General features: G+C 67.3%; 11 protein-coding genes. 1 reads left to right on the forward strand and 10 read right to left on the reverse strand.

The features are described from left to right. Positions 1–72: 72 nt before the first annotated feature. From ligA to DTS01S_RS13495, 10 genes are all read right to left on the reverse strand, one after another. Positions 73–480, reverse strand: a complete 408-nt coding sequence (ligA, locus tag DTS01S_RS13450) for a protocatechuate 4,5-dioxygenase subunit alpha (protein WP_061287858.1) — start codon at positions 478–480, stop codon at positions 73–75. A 108-nt stretch (positions 481–588) separates the two neighbouring features. Next, positions 589–1,929, reverse strand: coding sequence for an MFS transporter (locus tag DTS01S_RS13455; protein ID WP_017405593.1), 1,341 nt, complete (start codon positions 1,927–1,929; stop codon positions 589–591). 290 nt (positions 1,930–2,219) lie between these two features. Beyond that, positions 2,220–4,472 (reverse strand): aldehyde oxidoreductase molybdenum-binding subunit PaoC, encoded by a 2,253-nt coding sequence (gene paoC / locus DTS01S_RS13460; RefSeq protein ID WP_017405592.1) that lies wholly within the window; start codon positions 4,470–4,472, stop codon positions 2,220–2,222. Positions 4,473–4,476: 4 nt separating this feature from the next. Continuing rightward, positions 4,477–5,427: an FAD binding domain-containing protein gene (locus DTS01S_RS13465; RefSeq protein ID WP_016446957.1), complete on the reverse strand. Its 951-nt coding sequence runs from the start codon at positions 5,425–5,427 to the stop codon at positions 4,477–4,479. Next, complete coding sequence (gene paoA, locus DTS01S_RS13470; RefSeq protein WP_017405591.1) at positions 5,424–6,068, reverse strand: aldehyde dehydrogenase iron-sulfur subunit PaoA; 645 nt, start codon at positions 6,066–6,068, stop codon at positions 5,424–5,426. Before paoA ends, DTS01S_RS13465 begins: the two co-directional genes overlap by 4 nt. A 245-nt stretch (positions 6,069–6,313) precedes the next feature. Then, positions 6,314–11,860 (reverse strand): DNA repair ATPase, encoded by a 5,547-nt coding sequence (locus tag DTS01S_RS13475; RefSeq protein ID WP_254787942.1) that lies wholly within the window; start codon positions 11,858–11,860, stop codon positions 6,314–6,316. 166 nt (positions 11,861–12,026) lie between these two features. Then, positions 12,027–14,102 carry a flotillin family protein gene (locus DTS01S_RS13480; protein ID WP_061287860.1) on the reverse strand — a complete coding sequence of 692 codons (2,076 nt, stop codon included), beginning with the start codon at positions 14,100–14,102 and terminating at the stop codon, positions 12,027–12,029. A 131-nt stretch (positions 14,103–14,233) separates the two neighbouring features. Further along, positions 14,234–14,902, reverse strand: coding sequence for a hypothetical protein (locus DTS01S_RS13485; RefSeq protein ID WP_016446961.1), 669 nt, complete (start codon positions 14,900–14,902; stop codon positions 14,234–14,236). 75 nt (positions 14,903–14,977) lie between these two features. After that, the gene (locus DTS01S_RS13490; protein ID WP_061287883.1) at positions 14,978–15,688 is read right to left on the reverse strand and encodes a PspA/IM30 family protein; all 711 of its coding nucleotides are present in this window, start codon (positions 15,686–15,688) and stop codon (positions 14,978–14,980) included. 40 nt (positions 15,689–15,728) lie between these two features. Further along, a complete protein-coding gene (locus tag DTS01S_RS13495) occupies positions 15,729–16,199 on the reverse strand; it encodes a YjfI family protein (RefSeq protein ID WP_223275219.1) in 471 nt (156 codons plus the stop codon). Between the two features lie 503 nt (positions 16,200–16,702). Between DTS01S_RS13495 and DTS01S_RS13500 the strand changes: the two genes are divergently transcribed. Continuing rightward, positions 16,703–19,288, forward strand: a complete 2,586-nt coding sequence (locus DTS01S_RS13500; RefSeq protein ID WP_437438705.1) for an EAL domain-containing protein — start codon at positions 16,703–16,705, stop codon at positions 19,286–19,288. The last annotated feature ends 20 nt before the right edge of the window (positions 19,289–19,308 follow it).

The raw sequence follows: 19,308 nt of genomic DNA on the forward strand, positions 1-19,308 counted from the left end.
CTTTGCCCAGGTCCATGGCCGCGCCGATGGCGGGCACATGCGAGGTGTAGACGGATGCGGTGATGCGTGCCATCAGATGCCTTTTTCCTGTCGTTCCTGCTCATGCAGGTAGCGGTTTCCATTGATGCTGCGTCCGCCGCCCAGCATCATCTGGCCGTAGTCCTCCTCGTTCATGCCACTCATGGTCGAGACCATGTTCTGCACGCTGACGCCGTCGGTGGCGCCGATCTTCACGAGGAAGTAGATGTTTCCGCCCAGCGCAATGCAGCGGTTCAGGTCGCGGTCCAGCACGGCCTGTCTTTGCTCGGCCGTCATGGCCCATTCGCCCAGATAGGCGCGCTCGTCAGCCCGAAAGCGCTCACGGTTCTCGGCCTTCATCAGCGACATGCAGAACTGGTTGAGCCAGTAGCCCTGGCGGGATTGCTCGGCGTCGAAGACCGTGGTTCCCGGTACGTCGAGATAGGGTTTGTCCAATGCCATGGAAGTGTTTCTCCTGCGCTTGAGCGCTTGGGCGCTTGGGCGCTCGGGCGCTCGGGCGCTCGGGCGCTCGGGCGCTCGGGCGCGTGCTCACGGATAGGGGTTCAAGGATCAAGCACCAGGCGCTCGCAGCGCGCCACCCCCCGGCGCCAGGGCGCGGCCGGCGCCCGTGGCCCACACGGCCAGCGCAGCGGCAATCAGCGGCAAGGCAAAGACGTAGTACAGCGAGGCAGGCTGCCAGCCACCGTCCAGCAGCAGGCCGGCCATGGTGGGCGCCACGATGGCGCCTATGCGCCCAATGCCTATGGCCCAGCCCATGCCGGTGGCGCGCACCTGGGCCGGATAGGTGGCCGGCACCAGCCCGTACAGCCCGGCCATGGAGGCGAACAGGAACACGCCCACGCCCACCGCTGCGGCAAACGCCCAGCCCAGGCTGGCCGAGGCCAGGCCGAACAGCGCGGTGAACAAGGCATTCAGCAGCAGGCTGCCCATGGCCAGATGCCGCAGCCTCACCTTCACTGCCAGCAGGCCGAACAGGCTGCCGCCGGCAATGCCTCCCAGGTTGAGCAGCACGCCGCCCGTCACGCCCTGCTGTGCCGACAGGCCGGCCTGCACCAGCAGCTTGGGCGTCCAGCTCAGCGAAAAATAGACGCTGAACATCAGCAGGAAGAAGCCGGCCCAGAGCATCAGCGTGGGGCGCGCCAGGCCGTTCCTGAACAGGGCAGCCACGGTGTTGCCCTGCCGGACTTCGCCGCCGGCCCGTGCAGGCAGCTGCAGCAAGGCAGGATGGCCCATCAGCGCCATCAGCCGGTTGAGCTTTTCCAGCGCACGTGCCGGGCGGCGGCCCAACAGAAAGTCCACCGACTCCGGCAGCCGCCATAGCACGATGGGCACCATCAGCGCCGTGGCCAGGCCGCCGAACACGAAGACCGAGCGCCAGCCATGGTGTGCCAGCAGCCAGGCGGCCATGAGCCCGCCCAGCGTGGCGCCAATCGGATAGCCCGTGGCCTGCAGCGCAATCGCCGTGCTGCGCCATTTGTTCGATGAATACTCCGAGGTGATCACCCCCACGCTGGCCAGCATGCCGCCAATGCCCACGCCCGTCATGGCGCGCAGGGCTGCCAGTTCCACATAGCTGCGCGCTGCGGCAGACAGCAGCATGCCCACGGACACCACGACCAGGCACAGCACGATGACGGGTTGCCGGCCACGGCGGTCGGCCACGGGCGCCAGGAACAGCGAGCCTATGGCCATGCCGATCAGCCCGGCACTGAACAGCACGCCCAGCTGCGCCCCGTTGAGCTTCCACTCGGCAGCGACGGCCGAGGCGGTGAAGGCCATCACCAGCACATCGAAGCCGTCCAGCATGATGAGCAGGATGCAGATGGCCACGGCGAGCCACTGGAACGGCGCCATGGCGCCCTCGTCCATCGTCTTGCGGATATCTTTCATACAAGTCCTTGTCGGAGCAGGTTGTCTCTTTGCCCTGGCAGGCGCTTTGCACCCAGGCCAGGTTCTGTTGTAGGGAAACCGGGGCGGCCTGTGTTCGGAGTGCACAGCGCCGACATTTCCCAGTGCAAAAAGTATCTCCACGCTAGCCTCTCCAGGCCAATGCCGACGGACGCGCAAGCTATGCGTTCTATTGATGGCTACATGCAAAAAGGCCGGCCACCCAGAGGTGACCGGCCTTCGTTCATCAAGAATCCAGGGCCTGAGCGGGCTGCCTCAGGTGCACTCCCCTGTCATGCCAGCCTCCCCAGCCCCGCCAGCAGCTTGTCGAGCGTGACCGGATAGTCACGCACGCGTACGCCGGTGGCGTTGTAGATGGCGTTGGCAATGGCCGCGCTCACGCCGCAGATGCCCAGCTCGCCCACACCCTTGGCCTTCATGGGCGAGGCCATGGGATCGACCTCGTCCAGAAAGATCACTTCCTGGTGCGGGATGTCGGCATGCACGGGCACCTCATAGCCCGCCAGGTCGTGGTTGACGAACAAGCCCAGGCGCGTGTCCACGGCCAGCTCCTCCATCAGGGCCGCTCCCACGCCCATGGTCATGGCGCCGATGACCTGGCTGCGGGCCGTCTTGGGATTGAGGATGCGGCCGGCCGCGCAAACGGCCAGCATGCGCCGCACGCGGACCTCGGCGGTGAAGGCGTCCACGGCGACCTCCACGAAGTGCGCGCCAAAGGTGGACTGCTGCATCTTCTTGTCGAGCACGCCGAATTCGATGGCATCCTCGGCCGTCAGGTCGCCGTCGCCGGCAGCGCTGGCCAGGGCCCGGCGCTTGCCGCCCGCCTGCACATGCCCATCCGAGAATTCGGCCGTCGCCGGGTCCATGCCCAGCTTGCGCGCCACGGCCTCGCGCAGCTTCACGCAGGCGGCATAGACGCCGGAGGTGGCACTGGCCGCACCCCATTGCCCGCCCGAGCCGGCAGACACGGGAAAGCCGGAATCGCCCAGCCGCACGCGCACCTGCTGCAGCGGCAGGCCCAGCATCTCGGCCGCCGTTTGGGCAATGATGGTGTAGCTGCCCGTGCCGATGTCGGTCATGTCGGTTTCCACGGTGAGCATGCCCTGCCTGTCCAGGCGCACGCGGGCGGCGGACTTCATGACAGGCGCGCCACGGTAGGCGCCGGCCATGCCCAGGCCGATCAGCCAGCGCCCTTCGCGTCGTTGGGCCGGCTGGGGATTGCGCTGGCTCCATCCGAAGCGCTCGGCGCCCGTGCGCAGGCACTGCACGAACTCACGGCGGGAAAACGGCTTGTGCTCCTGGGCAGGGGTGCCCTCCTTCGCCTCGGGTTGCGGCTTCTTGCCGCTGTCCGGCACCACCTGGGTGTCGTTGCGGATGCGCAGCTCCACGGGATCGATGCCGAGCTTTTCCGCCAGCTCGTCCATGGCAACCTCCAGCGCCATGTGGCCCGTGGCTTCGCCGGGGGCGCGCATGGCATTGGCCTCGGGCAGGTCCAGCACGGCCAGGCGGGTGGCAGTCATGCGATGGGTGCCGGCATACATGCGGCGGGTCTGGTCCACGGCACCGTCCGCCGATCCTCCGGGCTGGTCGCCCGACCAGCTTTCGTGGCCGATGGCGGTGATCCTGCCATCCTGCCCTGCCGCGATGCGCACTCGCTGGATGGTGGCCGGGCGGTGCGTGGTGTTGTTGGCCATCAGCGGGCGCTGCAGTGCGACCTTGACCGGGCGGCCTGCCGCGCGCGCCCCCAGTGCGGCCAAGAGCGCATCGGCCCGCAGGAACAGCTTGCCGCCAAAACCGCCGCCAATGAATGGCGAGACCAGGCGCACCTTGTCCTTGGGAATGCCCAGCGTCCTTGCCAGCTCGCCCTGCCCCCAGGCAATCATCTGGTTCGAGGTCCATACCGTGAGCTGGTCGCCCTTCCATGCGGCCAGCGTGGCATGGGGCTCCATCATGGCGTGCGACTGGTCTGGCGTGGTGTATGTGGCGTCCACCTTCACGGGGGCCGAAGCGAAGGCGCCGTCGAAATCGCCAATGGCCGTGTCCGGCGCATCGCCATTGATGCTGTCGGGTGGCACGGCGGAGTCCCTGGCCTTGGCCAAGTCATAGGCGCCAGCCACGGGCTCGTAGTCCACACGGACCAATTGCGCGGCAGCGCGCGCCTGCTCGAAGGTTTCCGCCACCACCAGGGCCACGGCCTGGTGGTAGTGGGCCACCTGGGGGCCTGCCAGCAACGGCGCGGTATTCATCTTGCCCTGGCCCAGCTTGCCAGCGGTCTGTGCGGTGACGATGGCCAGCACGCCGGGCGCGCGGCTTGCCTGCGCCAGCCCGATGCTGCGTATGCGGCCCTTGGCGATGGCCGAGCCCACCACATAGCCATAGGCCGGGTGCTGGACCACGTCATGCCGCTCATAGGCATACGGCGCCGTGCCGGTGGTCTTGAGCAGGCCGTCGATGCGGTTCATCGGCTGGCCGATGATCTTGAGCTGGTCAATGGGGTTGACCGTTGCGGGGGTGTCGAATTTCATGGCGTCAGTTCCTGGCCTGGTCCAGCACGGAGGCAAGCGTGCGCTCGGCCAGCGTGAGTTTGAAGGCGTTGTCGTGCGTGGGCCGGGCGCCTGCCAGCAGGCGGTCGGTGACGGCCTTGGCGCCCTGCGGCATCAACGCTTCGGCAGCCTCCAGACGCCACGGCTTGTGCGCCACGCCGCCCAGGGCCACGCGCCCGCTGCCGTCGCGCTGCACGATGGCGGCCACAGACACCAGCGCAAACGCATAGGAAGCGCGGTCACGCACCTTGTGATAGATGTGCGTGCCGCCCGGCGGCGGCGGCAGGGTGACGGAGGTGATCAGTTCGCCGGCCTGCAAGGCCGTCTCTACATGCGGCGTGCTGCCGGGCAGCCGGTGGAAGTCGGCAATGGGGATGACGCGGGCCTTGCCGTCGGCCTGGACGGTCTCCACCGTGGCATCCAGCGCGCGCAGCGCCACGGCCATGTCGCTGGGGTGGGTGGCAATGCAGGCCTCGCTGCCGCCGATCACCGCATGCTGGCGGCTCACGCCGGCAATGGCCGAACAGCCGCTGCCCGGCACACGCTTGTTGCACGGCATATTGGTGTCGTAGAAATACGGGCAGCGCGTGCGCTGCAGCAGATTGCCGCCTGTGGTGGCCATGTTGCGCAGTTGGCCCGAGGCACCGGCCACCAGGGCGCGGGTCAGCACGCCGTAGTCACGCCGCACGCGCGCATGGGCGGCCAGGTCGCTGTTGCGCACCAGCGCGCCTATGCGCAGCCCGCCCTGCGCGGTGGGCTCCACGGTATCCATGCCGGTGCCGTTGACATCGACCAGATGCACGGGGGTTTCTATCTGCAGCTTCATCAGGTCCAGCAGATTCGTGCCCCCGGCGATGAAGCGGGCGCCCGGCCGGGCCGCCACGGCGGCGGCAGCCTGCGCGGGGGACTGGGCGCGTTCGTAGGTGAAGGCAATCATGTCCGCCCCTCCCCTGCCACTTCGGTGATTGCATCGACGATGTTGGAATATGCCCCGCAGCGGCACAGGTTGCCGCTCATGCGTTCACGCAGTTCATGGGCCGACACCAGGGGCTGGGCCACGATGTCTTCGCTGGCATGGCTGGGCATGCCTTGCCGGATCTCGTCGAGCACGCCCACGGCAGAGCAGATCTGCCCCGGCGTGCAGTAGCCGCACTGGAATCCGTCATGCCGCACGAAGGCGGCCTGCATGGCGTGCGGGGATTGCGGCGTGCCCAGGCCTTCGATGGTGGTCACGGCGGCGCCCTGGTTCATCACGGCCAGGCTCAGGCAGGACACAACCCGCCGGCCATTCACCAGCACCGTGCAGGCCCCGCACTGGCCATGGTCGCAGCCTTTCTTGGTGCCAGTCAGGTGCAGGTGCTCGCGCAGGGCGTCGAGCAGCGTGGTGCGGGTGTCCAGGTCCAGGCGGTGTTCCTTGCCGTTGACTTGCAGGGTGACGGGCAGCTGGACCCCTTCGGGGATGGAGGGAGGCTGCACTTGCGCGCCGGCCGATCGAGGCACGGCCGTTGCCGCAGCCGTGGAGGCACCTGCAATCAGCAGGTCCCTCCGCGAAACGGAAAGCTGGGTGTTGTGTTCCATGGGGCGTCCATCGTGTTGGCTCTTCGTGGGGCGTGCACACTGCTGCGGACACGCCACTCCAAGCATCGGTTCGGGACGCGCCCCGGGTTGTAGGTGATGGTCCAACGTCCGGGACATCGGGTTGTCCGATGACGGATCAGCGCATGCAGACGTGCGAGGGCCCCCGGCCCATGCAAAGGCAGCGCCAGCAAGGCGCCCCAGCCTTTGCCGATGTGCCCTGCCCCGGCTTTGCCCCGGCGCAGCGCCTAGGCCGCAGGCGGCACGTCGCCGCGCTGCATGCGCTCGAAGGCCTTGTCGATTTCCTCGGAGCGTATGGCGCCCGCAGCCGGCACGGGGCGGCCCGCGCGCTGGGCGTCGATCTGCTCCTGCATGCGCGTGGCCACCTGCATCAGCACGCGGTGCAGGCCCAGCTGCTGGCGGCGGGCCTGGTCCAGGTGCGTGACCACGGGCTCCAGGGACTGGGCCAGCGACCGGGTCAGCAGTTGGCCCAGCATGTGGACCAGGGCCTGACGGTCCTGGGCGGCCTGCACCTCCGACGGGGTGCCGGCCTGGGTGCCGACGGGCTCGCTGGCCGCCCTTTGCGCCATCAGCTCGCGTATGCCGTGCAGCGAGTCGCCTGCGGCGCTTTGCGTCTGCAGCAGCCGGGCCAGCAGTGCCTGCAGCGCTTGCAGGAGCTGGGACTGTTCAGCGGCGCCTTCCTGCATCGCCTGCTGCTGGGGCTGGGCCACCGACTGGGCCACCTCGCGCGTGGCGGCGACCAGATCGACCAGCTGCGCCGTCACGCGCGTGGCAGCGTCGGCATTGGCGCCGCCTGCGGCCTGGCGGCGCAGGAACTGCTGGCGTATCTGCTGCCAGCGGGCGCTGTCCTCGTCGCTCATCTGCCCGCGCAGCTCGGCGAGCTTGAGCAGGTTCTCCTCGGCGCCCGTGGTCAGCATCTGCGCTTCGCCCTGGTAGTGGTCGGCCAGCATCTGCTGCATTTCCTGGTCGTTCATCACCGGGGTGATTTTTTCGGCCAGCTTGTTCATGTTGCGGTAGCTGCCCTGCAGCCGGAAGGCCGGCTCGGTGCGGTAGCCGTCGTCCTGCGCGGCGCTCTGGATGTACTGCTGGTTGACCTTGAACACCAGCTCGCGCACCTGCACCATGCGGGCCAGCACGGCCTCGATCTCGCGCAGTTCGGCCGATGAATAGTCGTGCGACAGCGCGTTGCCCGAGACATCCCTGCCCTGCGCCTTGTCCAGCAGCAGGTACAGGTCCTGCAGGCTGCGCGTGGCCATCGGCGCCAGCACGGCGTTCGAGGTCATGCTGTTTTCGATATAGCTGAGCTTGAACACCTCCTGCATGCCGCCCAGCACATCGCCCAGGTTGTAGATGTCGGCACGGTTGGCCAGCATGTCGGGGATCTTGAAGACCTCCCCCGACTCGGTGTACGGATTGCCCGACATGACCACGCAAAAGCGCTTGCCGCGCATGTCGTGGGTGCGGGTCTGCCCCTTCCACACGCCCTCGATGCGGCGCGTGCCGTCCGACAGCGAGATGAATTTCTGCAGGAACTCGGGGTGCGTGTGCTGTATGTCGTCGATGTACAGCATCACGTTGTTGGCCATCTCCAGCGCCAGGTTGAGCTTTTCCAGCTCCTTGGCCGCCGTGGCGTCCGGCGCCTGGGCCGGGTCCAGCGAGCGCACGGAGTGGCCCAGCGCCGGGCCGTTGATCTTCATGAAGATCAGGCCCAGGCGGTTGGCCACGTACTCCATCAGCGTGGTCTTGCCGTAGCCGGGCGGCGAGATCATCATCAGCAGGCCCATCTGGTCGGTGCGCTTGTTCTCGCCGGCCACGCCGATCTGCTTGGCCAGGTTGTCGCCGATCACGGGCAGGTAGATCTCGTTGATGAGCCGGTTGCGCACAAAGGACGACAGCGGCCGGGCCTTGAATTCGTCCACCCGCACGCGCGAGCGCCAGTCCTGCAGCAGCTGCTGGCGCAGCGCCTGGTAGCGGCCGAATTCGGGGACAAAGCTGCGGAAATGGCGCGCGGCGCGCTGGCCCAGGTCGTCGATCTGCAGCCACATGCGGCCGTCCGCAATGCGCGGATGCTGGCCCAGCAGGCCCGGCACTTCATGGCGCAGGTCCACATTGCTGACCTTGCAGGGCAGTGGGCCGGCGCAGCACAGCCAGGCGGCGGCTTCGCCGCAATAGGCCAGCCAGGCGTGCCCTTGCCCGTCGTCCAGCGCGCGACAGGCGGTCTGCAGCCAGTGCAGCGCGCTGCGCCAGCGCTGGTCCAGCGGCGCCAAAGGCTTGTCGTGCCGGTCCTCGCCCTGCCAGTAGGCCTGCATTTCCTCCCAGCGCTGCAGCGGCTGGGCCTGCTGCTGCACGGCGGCCTGCAGTGCGGCAATGGCCGACTGGCTGTAGCTGGAGAAGGAAAAGCGCACGGCCTTTTGCGCCAGCTCGGCCTGCAGGTAGTCGGCGGCGCCGTGGATGAGGCTGTCGATATCGCTGTCTGCGGGCGCCGCCTGTCCTGGCAGCAGGTCGCGCAGCAGGCCCCGCTCGTCGGCATAGGCGCGCAGGCGCTCGGCAATGTCGGCGCGCAGGCTCAGCTGCTCGGCCTCGCTGCCGAACATCTGCTGCATGGCCTGGGCCTGCTGGGCGCGCAGCGGCCACTGCGCCATGGCGGCAGCCAGCTGCGGCTGCTGCACCTGGGCCTGTGCGCTCCAGAACAGCAGGGCCAGCGCGCGGGCGTCGGGCGCAAAGCGCAGCACGCCGGCGGCATCGCGCAGGGGCAGCAGCACCTGCAGGATGCGGGCCGCATCATGGTCGTGGATACCGCGCTCATAGCCTTCGCGGTAGCGCGGCGCGGAGAATTCGCGGATGGCCTGGGTCAGCGCCGCCTCGTCGGGCAGCAACTGGGCCAGCCGGGCCTCGCTCCAGCCGTCACGGCGCTGGCGTGCGGCCTGCACCACTTCCAGGGCCAGGTATTCACCGCGATAGAAGTCTGCCGATTCGGCCGGCGTGGAGGCATCCCAGTAGGCCTGCAAAGCGGCCAGCTCGGGGTTGTCCACGGGCTCGAAATACTCGGTGCCGACCAGGTGCAGGAACAATGCGCCGTTGCGCGGCAGCAGGGTCAGGTCCAGTTCCTGGTTGCCCACGCTGAAGCGGTGGCGGCCCAGGCGGATGATGGCGCCGCCGCCTTCGTACAGCTCGCTGCGGTCCTGCAGCGCGCGAAACGCCTGGTCGCGCAGGTTCTTGACGCGGCCGTCGATATCGTCGGCCTTGACCGGGTCGTGCAACTGCTCTCGCAGGCGCTGGGACAGCTCCTTGAGCTTGCCGATCAGCGGATCGCCTGCAAAGAACGCATGCAGCGCGTCGGCACTGGCCAGTTTCTCGGTGCGCTTGGGCAGGCTCTGCACGATGCGCAGCGCCGCGTCCAGCACGCCCTGCGCCTTGCGCTGGCGCTCGTCCTGCAGCGACTGGCGGCGCGCCTCGAAGCTCTCCAGCACCTCCTCGCGCTTGGCCATGATGTCGCCAAGGAACTGCTCGTGCTCGCCGAAGCGGCTTTCGATTTCCTCCAGCTGCACCAGCAGACGCGCCAGCTGCTCGTCGCATTTCTCGGGCGTCTGCGCCAGGCCCAGGGCACTGACGATGCTTTGCGAGAACAGCGCCAGCTGGGCCGCGAACTGGGCCACGTTCTCGGCGCCACCCAGGCCCGACCGCCGCTGCTCGGCGCGTGCACGCACCTGGTTCAGGCGCGCGTAGACGGCCGAGATGCGGTCCACCACCTGGGTGCGCTGCGTGGCGTCGTCGATGGACAGGCTGCCCATCAGCTCGGACAGCATGTCCAGCGCGGCCGCCATGTCGGCCATGCGCGCCAGCGGCTGGTTGATCTGCGCCACCGTGGCTGCCGCCTGCGCAGCCTGGTCCAGCGCCTGCAGCTGCTCGGCATAGGGCTGCATGGCCTCGTCGGTGGCAATGAAGGCGGCCGTGCGCTGGGAGACATCGGCCTGGGCCTCGTTGACGCCCTGCACCATGGTGTCGATGGCGGCCTGGTCCACATAGCGCAGGTCGCGCGTGGCCATGAGCTGGCCGCGCAGCTGGCCCAGCTGGGTGAGCGCATCCACGTATTCGCCAATGCCCTTCCAGTCCGCCAGGCGCAACTGCTTGAGCAACCGGCCATGGCGGCCGGACACCTCGCCCATGGCCTTGGCCGAGGCATTTCGGATGCTCTCGACCTTTTCGTACTCGTCGATGACCGCATCACCCGTGGCGACGATGCCCAGCAGGGTCTCGTGCACCCCCTTGAGCTGCGGCGCGCCCAGCCAGTGGTAGCGCTCGAACAGGCGGCGCGCGGCGTCGATCAGGCGCTCGTAGCGCGGCAGCGAGACCTCGGTGGCCGCGATTTCCTTGCGCACGCTGTACAGGTCCGAGATGCCGCTGACCAGCTCGGCATTGCCTATGCGGCCCAGGAAGCTGTCGCGCTGCGGCTGGCGCGCCGCGTAGTCGTCCGAGGCGAAAGGCGTGCGCCAGACCTGCATGGGGTGCACGCGCGAGGCTTCGTTGCTCTCGGCCGCGAAGATGACGATGCGCCCGTCGTCCATGCGCGCATGGCCGTGGCCGATGATGGGCGGCTGCAGGGCGCGCTCGATCAGGTTGTACTTGAACAGCGCCATGCGTCCGCTCTCGGGCTCGTAGAACACGTAGAGCACGTCCTCGCCGTTGGGCGATCGGATGCTGCGCCGGTAGCGCATGCCCTGCATGTTCTGCTCGAACGAGCGGTTCTCCCCGCTTTGCAGGTAGTAGCCGCCCGGGAAGATGATGCCGTGGTCCTGCGGCAGCTGGATGCAGGCCGCGCCGATGGCATCCATGCGCAGCACCTGGCGGGAGACGGTGTTGAAGATCAGGTAGCGCCACTGCTCTTCGCGGTAGGGCAGGATCTTCAGCAGGATCAGGCTGCCGACGGCGGCGTACTCGAACACGGCGTCGTCCAGCGACTGGTTCTTCTCCTGCACGGGCTCGCTGTAGATGCCCAGTCCGTCGTTGGTGTTGTTCTCGACCTTGATGGTCAGCGTGCCGCCCAGGGTCTCGACGAAGACCTTGTCCAGCACGTTGATGTGCGGGTGGCGCCCCTGCACCAGTTGCTCGCGCCCGGCGCGCTGCCATTCGAAGTCATGGGGCGCAGGCAGTTCGATGTCGCGCTCGCCGCGGTTGTCTATGTAGCGTATGGGCTGGCCGTCCACGGGCACGGACCAGCGGAACACGCGCACATCGGACAGGCGCTCGCCGATCTGGAAGCTCGCCAGCAGCTTGCCGTCGCGCACGGCCAGCTGCATCAGCCGCGTGTTCTTGTAGTAGGCGTACAGCTCCTGGAAGTCCTGCACGAAGCTCTGTATGCCCAGGAAACTGTCCTTGAGGTCCACGGGAGTGACCTCGTAGCCCTGCTCTCCCTCGTGCAGGCGGTACAGGCCGAACACGTCTTCCACGCGCGTGGACTGCTTCAGGCCCATGAAGACGTTGTAGCCGAACAGCAGGTAGCCGCCGACCTGGGCGATGTCGCGGCCCAGGCAGTTGTTTTCGGTGCGCACGCGCATGCGCCCGATGACTTCCATCTGGCTGCGGCCGAATTCCTCCAGCCGCTCCTCGTTGAGCTGGCGCACCAGCGCCTCCAGCGCCTGCCCCTGGCCGTCCAGGCGCTTGGCCAGCACTTCGTAGGAGCCGCCGCTGGCGACTGCCTGGTCCACGGCGGAGGCGGCAGTGTCGGGGGAGAGGGGCGGTGAGGACGGTGTGGACGATGGGGACGGTTGGGACATGGGCGTCACGGGCTTTCGCGTGTCAGGGACCATTCACGCCTTTCCCCGCCGGCCGGCAGACGGGCGGGCAGGCAGGCGAAGACGAAGGCGGATGCGGGAGGCTGGGCAGCCGGCGGAGGGAGCGGCCGGGCGGCCGCCCCGTTCAGTCGGCCGTTGAATCGACCGTTCAGTCGACCCTCTGCGTGGGCGGCAGGCCCTTGCCGTCGCCCAGCGCGTTGAGCAGCGATGCGCCGCCCTTGCCGCTGAGGAACTTGCCGATCAGGTCCTGCACGATGGGGCTCTTGCCCGCCACGCCTTCCACGGCCTTGCCCACGGACAGCGCCTTGGCGAAGTTGTCGAAGAAGGCGCCCTCGCCCCCCACGATGTCGATGTTGGCCTTGCTGAGCGCGGCCGACAGCACCTCGGACTGGTCCTTGGCCACGCTCTTGTTGGCTTCGATGGCGGCCAGCGCCTGCTCGAAGTTCTTCTCCAGCTGCATGCGGAACTCCTCATGCGAGCGCGCCTGGTCGGACAGCGAGGCCAGCGCGGTGAACTTCTCGGTCAGGCCCTTGGCCTCGGCGAAGAGCTTGTCGCGCAGCACATCGGCCTCGGACGTGCCCACGTCGCGGGTGACCAAGGCCTTGGTCGCGCCCACCTGGGCCTCGCCGCGCGCCTGGGCCAGCAGGCGCTCTTCCAGCACCTTGGCATCGGCCAGGCCCTGCTTTTCGTTGGCGTCGGCCGTGGCCTCGATGACGCGCGCCTCGGCCAGGCCCTTTTCCTGCTGGCCCTTGGCCTCGGCCATCATCTTCTCGGCGATCACCCTGGCCTGCGCCAGGCCTTCCTTTTCCAGGGCGGCGGCCGTGACTTCGCGCACCTTGGCATCGGCCAGGCCGGGCGCGGCGCGCTCGACCTCGATGGCCTCGGCCAGCTTCTTCTTGGCCTCGGCGGTCTTGCTGGCCGCCTCCAGCTCGGCCTGGGCCATGGTCGTGACTTCCACGGCCTTGTGGCGCGAGGAAGCCTCTTCGGCCTCGGCCTTCTTGACCTGGCGCACCATGTCTTCCTCGGCCTGGGCCTGGGCAGTCAGCACGGTGACCTGCTTCATGCGCTCGGCCTCGGAGACCACGCGCACTTCCTTGATGCGCTCCTCTTCCTGGGCCACGGACTTTTCCACCACCACGCGCTCGCGCACCACGTTGGCGATGTTGGCCTTCTCGACCTCGATGGCCTTTTCCTTCTCGATGCGCTGCAGCTCCACCTCGCGCTGGCGGGCCACGATCTCCAGCTCCTTGGCGCGCGTGACCTTCTCGACCTCGATCACCACCGCACGCTCACGGTTTTGCTGGGCCACGGCCACTTCGCGCTGGCGGTTTTCCTCGCGGATGTCCAGTTGCTCCTGGGTCTGGATGCGGGCCTGCTCGGCCTTCAGGCGCTCTTCTTCCTGCACCTTCTGGGTCTCGGCCTGCTCGCGGGCCTGGATGGTGGCGATCTCGCGCTTTTGGCGGGCCTCGGCGTCGGCCTGCTGGCGCTCCAGCGCCAGCATGGCTTCCTTGGTCTCCACGTTCTTCTTGGTGATGGCCAGGTCGGAGTTGCGCTCGAGCTCGTTGGTGACGATGTTCTGGTTGGCCGTCAGCTCGGTGATCTTGCGGATGCCTTCGGCATCCAGGATGTTGTTGGGGTCCAGCGAGGACTTGGGAGTCTGCTCCAGGTAGTCGATGGCCACGTCCTCCAGCACATAGCCGTTGAGGTCGTTGCCGATGACATGGATGATCTGGTCGCGGAAATCCTGGCGGTTCTCGAACAGCTTCACGAACTCGATCTGCTTGCCCACGGTCTTGAGCGCCTCGGAGAACTTGGCGTTGAACAGGTCGTTGACGGCCGTCTTGTCCGAGGCCCGGTCCACGCCGATGGCCTTGGCCACCTTGAGCACGTCCTCGGCCGTTTCATTGACGCGCAGGTAGAAGGCCACGGTGATGTCGGCGCGCATGTTGTCGCGGCAGATCAGGCCTTCCTTGCCGCGCCGGTCGATCTCCAGCGTCAGCAGCGAGATCTGCATGAATTCCTTCTTGTGGATCACCGGCAGCACCAGGCCGCCCGTGAACTTGACCTTGGGCTGCGAGGTGGTGTCGTTGATGATCAGCGCCGTGCCCTGCGGGACCTTGATATAGAAGGCCTTGACCAGGGCGAACAGCCCGAGGATGACGACGAAGACGGAACCGATCACCACCCCGGCGACGATGTACCACTCCATGTTGCTCATGTTCATGCGAATCTCCCCTGTGAATTGCTATCTGTGAAAACGCTGAAAAACGCAAAGGCCGCGCCCGCCGCACGGGCGCCCGGGCCAATGGGAATCAATGGGAACGAATAGGAAGGAATTCCTGGAAATTCCTGGAGCTAGCGCGGCAGCTCGGTGCCGTCGAACTCGGCCTTGCTGACCACGCGCCAGGCGTTGTGCTCGGGCAGGTGCTCGATGAGCACGATCTCGGTGCCCCGGCCCAGTGCGCGCTCGGGCGAGCGCATCTGCACGTTCAGGCCGGCGCCGCCGTCCTCCACGCTGCCGTAGCCCTGCGTGCCGTCCACCACGGCGCTGCGCACCAGGCCGGTGCGGCCCAGCAGCACCTTGGGCTCCTCTGCAGGCGCCACCTTGTTGACGATGCCCCGCAGCGGGCGCAGCACCAGCACCGTGGCGGCAAAGCCCAGCACGGCAGCCGCCACGGCCACCAAGGTGCCGGTCAGCAGGTTCACCAGGGTCCAGCCCTGGGGCATGGGCACGAAATGGCACAGCACATAGGAAGCCAGCCAGGACAGCAGGAACAGCGCGGTGAGGATGACCGTGAGCGGAATGCCGCCCAGGCCCACCTTGAGCAGCAGCCCGGCCAGCGCGCTGGCCGAATGCTCCACACCGTGCGCATGGTCGCTGCCGTCGAACAGCACCCAGTGGTCCAGCGAGTCCACCTCCAGCAGGCCCAGCATGGCGATCAGCCAGTACAGCAGCATGAACAGCAGCAAGGCGCCGAAGATGAAGGTCGGAAAGCCGAACGCGTATTGCAGGAATGCAGACATGTTTTATCTCCTCCCTTCAAACCCGGCAGCCAGGACGGCGGGCACGACGCGGCCTGCCCGGACCACGGCCGCGCATCAAGCGCTTTTTCCGCCAGCGGCTGCGCGCTGCGCCTTCAGGCGTTCCAGCACCGATTGCGCATTGCCCGCCTGGGTCGTGATGCCGGCGGCACGCAGCTTGGCATCCAGCGCGTCTTCGCTGCTGTCGCGCGCCAGCTCGGCCGCGCTTTCCATGCGCGCACCGCGCTCGGCCTGCTTTTGCTTGATGCGTTCCAGCGAATCCAGCGCGCTTTGCACGCGCGTCTGCGATCCTGCATAGCGGCCGGCCACCGTGGCCTGGGCGCGCTGCACGCTTTCCGTGGCCTTGACGGTGTCGGCCTGCTGCTTGAGGCGCTTGATATGCGTTTGCGCCGTCTGTATGGCCACGCGCAGCTGCTCCACGCTTTGCGTGTAGGCATCCAGCTGGGATTGCTCCTCGTCGCGCTGCGTCTCCAGCACGGAGACCTTGCCGGCCACTTCCAGCGCCAGCGCCTCGTCACTGGTGTCCAGCGCCTTGACGGCATAGCCCTCGTACTCGGCAATGCGTTCCTGGGTCTGCTTGAGCTTGCCGGCCGCCAGCTTTTGCTTGGCCATGATGTCGGCCAGCGCTTCCTTGGACTTGTTCAGGTCGCTGTCGGCATCGCGGATTTCCTGGTCCAGGATGCGCAGGGCCTGGCTGTCTGTCACCGCCTCGCCGGCCTCGTGCGCTGCGCCGCGCAACGCGGTCACCAGCTTGTTCCAGATGGTCATGATGATCTCCTTGGGGCTCAGTGTCTTCAACGGGCAGGCTTCAGGCCTGCACTGGCGCGGGCACCGGCGCAGGGGTCAGATAGTGGGCCAGCGCCTCGGTGGCCTGGATGACGCTGTCGGCCAGGGTGAGGATTTCGGCAATGATGTCGCCCTCGCTGCTGCTGGCATGCAGGGCGGCGAACATCACATAGCCCTCGCCGCCATGGGCCTGGGGTTCCAGCGCCATGGTGGTGAAGGGAAACAGCTTTTGCAGGCGCAGCATCTGCTCGTTGAGGCCGGCGCGGTCGTGCACCTGGTCGGCGGGCCAGAGAAAGGCCTCCACCACGAGCTGGTCGCCCGACAGGGCCACGTGGACCGGCAGATCGCCGAATTCGGGCAGGCTGATGAGCAGACTGGCGTCCGCGCCTTCAAGCACCTCGATATGGAGCCGGCCGCCCTGCACCAGCGTTGATTGCTGCAGATCGCCCGCCAAGGCGTGAATATCCCGATATGCCTGTCTGCTGTTGTCCATGCTGCCCTCCTTGTGGATGAGAACCATTGAATCCGGTTGCAAGCCGGACACGCGCATTTGCTTTTCCAATTGCTGCAATGCAGCACCGTACTCTGGAAGAATCCAGACCTCCTTTTTCACCAGCCCCTGCTCGCGCAGCCGTTGCCGGTGCAGACGCTGGTAGTGGGCTGATGTCTTTTGTTCCATGCGGATACCATAGCGACCATTACATGTGATGTCTACATGTAATGAAGATCAATTTGTAAACGGATATGTAAAAGGAGTGCCGCAATGGAAGGCATTGCAGACGCCCTGACCATGCCTTTGCATCGCTGCAAATGCCCGTTCAGTATTCATTTTTTCTACTGAAAATCATTTATCGACAATTTTTCCTATCACCCACGGGAGAGCTCCTGCACAGGGGCGACCGCTGCCGCGAAAGTCTGCCGAGGCACTGCACAATGGCCGCTGTCGCAGGCAGACCCGGCCCTTGGCTGCCCGGCGCACGCTACGGAAACCTCTGCATGCCCGCCTTTCGGCTCTCACTTCGCACGGCAGTCACGGCCCCCTTCATTGCGGTGTTTGTGGTCACGGCCGGGCTATTGGCGGCTTGGCAGCAGCGCCAGGTGGACCAGCTCATCAATCGCGAAAGCCTGCGGCTGCTCGACTCCCTGTCCACCACCACGCGCCACCAATTGGCCGACTATCTGGAGACTCCGCTGCGCGTGCAGCAGGCCCTGGCCGAGACCGTGGCCCGGCAGGCGCTTTACACCCCCGGAGACCTGCGGCCCATCTATGGCTATCTGACACGCTCATTCACCGAGCTCTATGCCCAGCACCACCAGATCAGCCTGTTGAGCTTTGGAGGCGTGCAAGGCGAATACACGGGGGTGCGGCTGGAGCCCGATGGCCACTACCGCCTGATTCTTCAGGACCACAGCACCCAGGGAACCTTGCAGATTTTCGAGGGACTGCAGCCGGGCCCGCCCATGTCCAGCCTTGCCGGCTACGACCCCCGCGTGCGTCCCTGGTACCAGCCCGCCATTCGCGAAGACGGCCCGCACTGGTCGCCCATCTACACGGTGACGGGGGACCGGGGTGATGCCACGATTTCCGCAGCCACTGCGGTGCGTGTGTCCGGCCAGTTGGCCGGCGTGCTGGCCGCCGATGTGCGGCTGAGCAGCATGAACCGCTTTCTGCGCGACGAGCCCCTGCGCGGCAATGGCCATATCGCCGTGGTCGATGCGCAGGGCTACATGGTGGCGCACTCCTCCGAGCTGTCGGTGCTGAAACGCCGCGAAGGCCCCTACGACCCGCCCGTGCGCCTGCGCCTGTCCGAAAGCCCCGACCTGGCGCTGCGCTCGCTGGCAGCCCGGCTTCCCGAGCACCTGCCCGGGCATGCGCGCGAGGGCTCGACGCCAGCCCGGACAGGCCCTGACCGTGTCATCAACCTGAGCTTCACGGAGCAGGGCCAGATCTACCACGGGCAGGTCACCCCCTTCCACGATGTGCGCGGCATCGACTGGCGGATCCTGGTGCTGCAGCCCGAGTCCGATCTGGTCAGCAGCATGCGGGAGGACAGCCGCCAGACCCTTTTCCTGGCTTTCGGCCTGGCCTTGCTGGGGCTGGCGCTGGGCCTGTGGTGCCTGCGCAGGGCGCTGCGCCCCCTGGCCGTGACGGCCGACGCGGCCAACCGCCTGGCCCAGGGTGACTGGAGCGCGGTGAAGGCGCTGCCGGACACGTCCGTGGTGGAAACCTCGTCCCTGGTCTCGGCATTCCACAACATGGCGCAGCGGCTGCAGGAATCCTTCGAGCACATGCGCACCCTGCTGCAGTACGACAGCCTGACGCAGCTGCTCACGCGCGCCGGCCTGATCGAGCAGGCCGACGCGGCCGCCAACGCCGGCGCGCCCGTCCCTGCCGCGCTGTGCCTGCTGGAGCTGCAGAACTTCCGCAGCGTGCGCGACGATGTGGGCCATGGCACGGGCGAGCAGTTGCTGCGGGCCGTGGCAGAGAGGCTGCTCAACCACCATCTGCAATTTCCGGCCCTGCTGGCGCGCACGGCCAGCAATGAATTCGCCGTGCTGTGGCTGCACGAGTGCACGCCGCTGCAGGTACAGGACAAATGCCGCCATCTGCTGGAGATCTTCGACCAGCCATTTTCCGTGGGCAAGGACGACATCGTGCTGCGCGCCTGCGCGGGCGCCGTCAGCGGCGAGCTGCTGCCGGGCGCGCTGCCCGAGTGGCTGCGCAACGCCAGCATTGCGCTGGGTGAGGCGCAGCGCGGCTCGCACCCCTTCCTGCTGTTCGAGCCCAGCCTGGCGCAGAAAATGCTGGGCCGCACCCAATTGGCCATGGAATTGCGCCAGGCGCTGGAGCGCAACGAACTGCGCGTTTTCTACCAGCCCGTGGTGGATCTGGCCACGGGCCGCATGGTGGGTGCCGAGGCCCTGGTGCGCTGGGAAAGCCCGACGCGCGGCAGGGTGCCGCCGGGCGTGTTCATCCCGGTGGCCGAGGAGTCGGACCTGATCCTGAGCGTCGGCGAATGGGTGCTGCGCACGGCGGCGCACGATATTGCCCTGCACCTTGCACACCTGCCGGCCGACTTCGAGCTGCACGTCAACATGTCGGCACGCGAGCTGATCCAGTCCGACTTCGCCTGCACGCTGGAGCAGGCGCTGGCCACCAGCGGCCTGCCCGCCCGGGTGCTGACCCTGGAGCTGACGGAGTCCATGCTGCTGGACGACAGCGACGCCACGCTGCAGCGCATTGCCGCCATCCGCGCGCTGGGCGTGAAGATCGCCATCGACGACTTCGGCACCGGCTACTCGTCCCTGGCCTACCTGAGCCGCCTGCGCTTTGACTGCATCAAGATCGACCAGAGCTTTGTGGGCCAGCTGCCGGCTTCCGAGTCCGACAAGGCCATCGTGACCGCCGTGCTGCGCATTGCCCAGGGCTTTGGCGTCAAGGTGGTCGCCGAAGGTGTGGAAGAACAGGCCCAGGCGCAGCTGCTGCACGAGCTCGGCTGCGAGCATGCGCAGGGCTATCTGTTCGAGCGGCCCGTGCCGCTGGCGCAGATGCTGGACTACCGCGCCCCCTGGCGCGAGTGAACAGGTACAGTCAGCAGCCC

This window comes from Delftia tsuruhatensis NBRC 16741 (assembly GCF_001571325.1).
Classification (GTDB): domain Bacteria; phylum Pseudomonadota; class Gammaproteobacteria; order Burkholderiales; family Burkholderiaceae_C; genus Comamonas; species Comamonas tsuruhatensis.

Coding starts and splice junctions, on each gene's coding strand:
- DTS01S_RS13465 (WP_016446957.1), bottom strand. CDS start 5,427: ATGATTGCCTTCACCTACGAACGCGCCCAGTCCCCCGCGCAGGCTGCC.
- DTS01S_RS13475 (WP_254787942.1), bottom strand. CDS start 11,860: ATGTCCCAACCGTCCCCATCGTCCACACCGTCCTCACCGCCCCTCTCC.
- paoC (WP_017405592.1), bottom strand. CDS start 4,472: ATGAAATTCGACACCCCCGCAACGGTCAACCCCATTGACCAGCTCAAG.
- DTS01S_RS13500 (WP_437438705.1), top strand. CDS start 16,703: ATGCCCGCCTTTCGGCTCTCACTTCGCACGGCAGTCACGGCCCCCTTC.
- paoA (WP_017405591.1), bottom strand. CDS start 6,068: ATGGAACACAACACCCAGCTTTCCGTTTCGCGGAGGGACCTGCTGATT.
- DTS01S_RS13480 (WP_061287860.1), bottom strand. CDS start 14,102: ATGAACATGAGCAACATGGAGTGGTACATCGTCGCCGGGGTGGTGATC.
- DTS01S_RS13495 (WP_223275219.1), bottom strand. CDS start 16,199: ATGGACAACAGCAGACAGGCATATCGGGATATTCACGCCTTGGCGGGC.
- DTS01S_RS13490 (WP_061287883.1), bottom strand. CDS start 15,688: ATGACCATCTGGAACAAGCTGGTGACCGCGTTGCGCGGCGCAGCGCAC.
- DTS01S_RS13485 (WP_016446961.1), bottom strand. CDS start 14,902: ATGTCTGCATTCCTGCAATACGCGTTCGGCTTTCCGACCTTCATCTTC.
- ligA (WP_061287858.1), bottom strand. CDS start 480: ATGGCATTGGACAAACCCTATCTCGACGTACCGGGAACCACGGTCTTC.
- DTS01S_RS13455 (WP_017405593.1), bottom strand. CDS start 1,929: ATGAAAGATATCCGCAAGACGATGGACGAGGGCGCCATGGCGCCGTTC.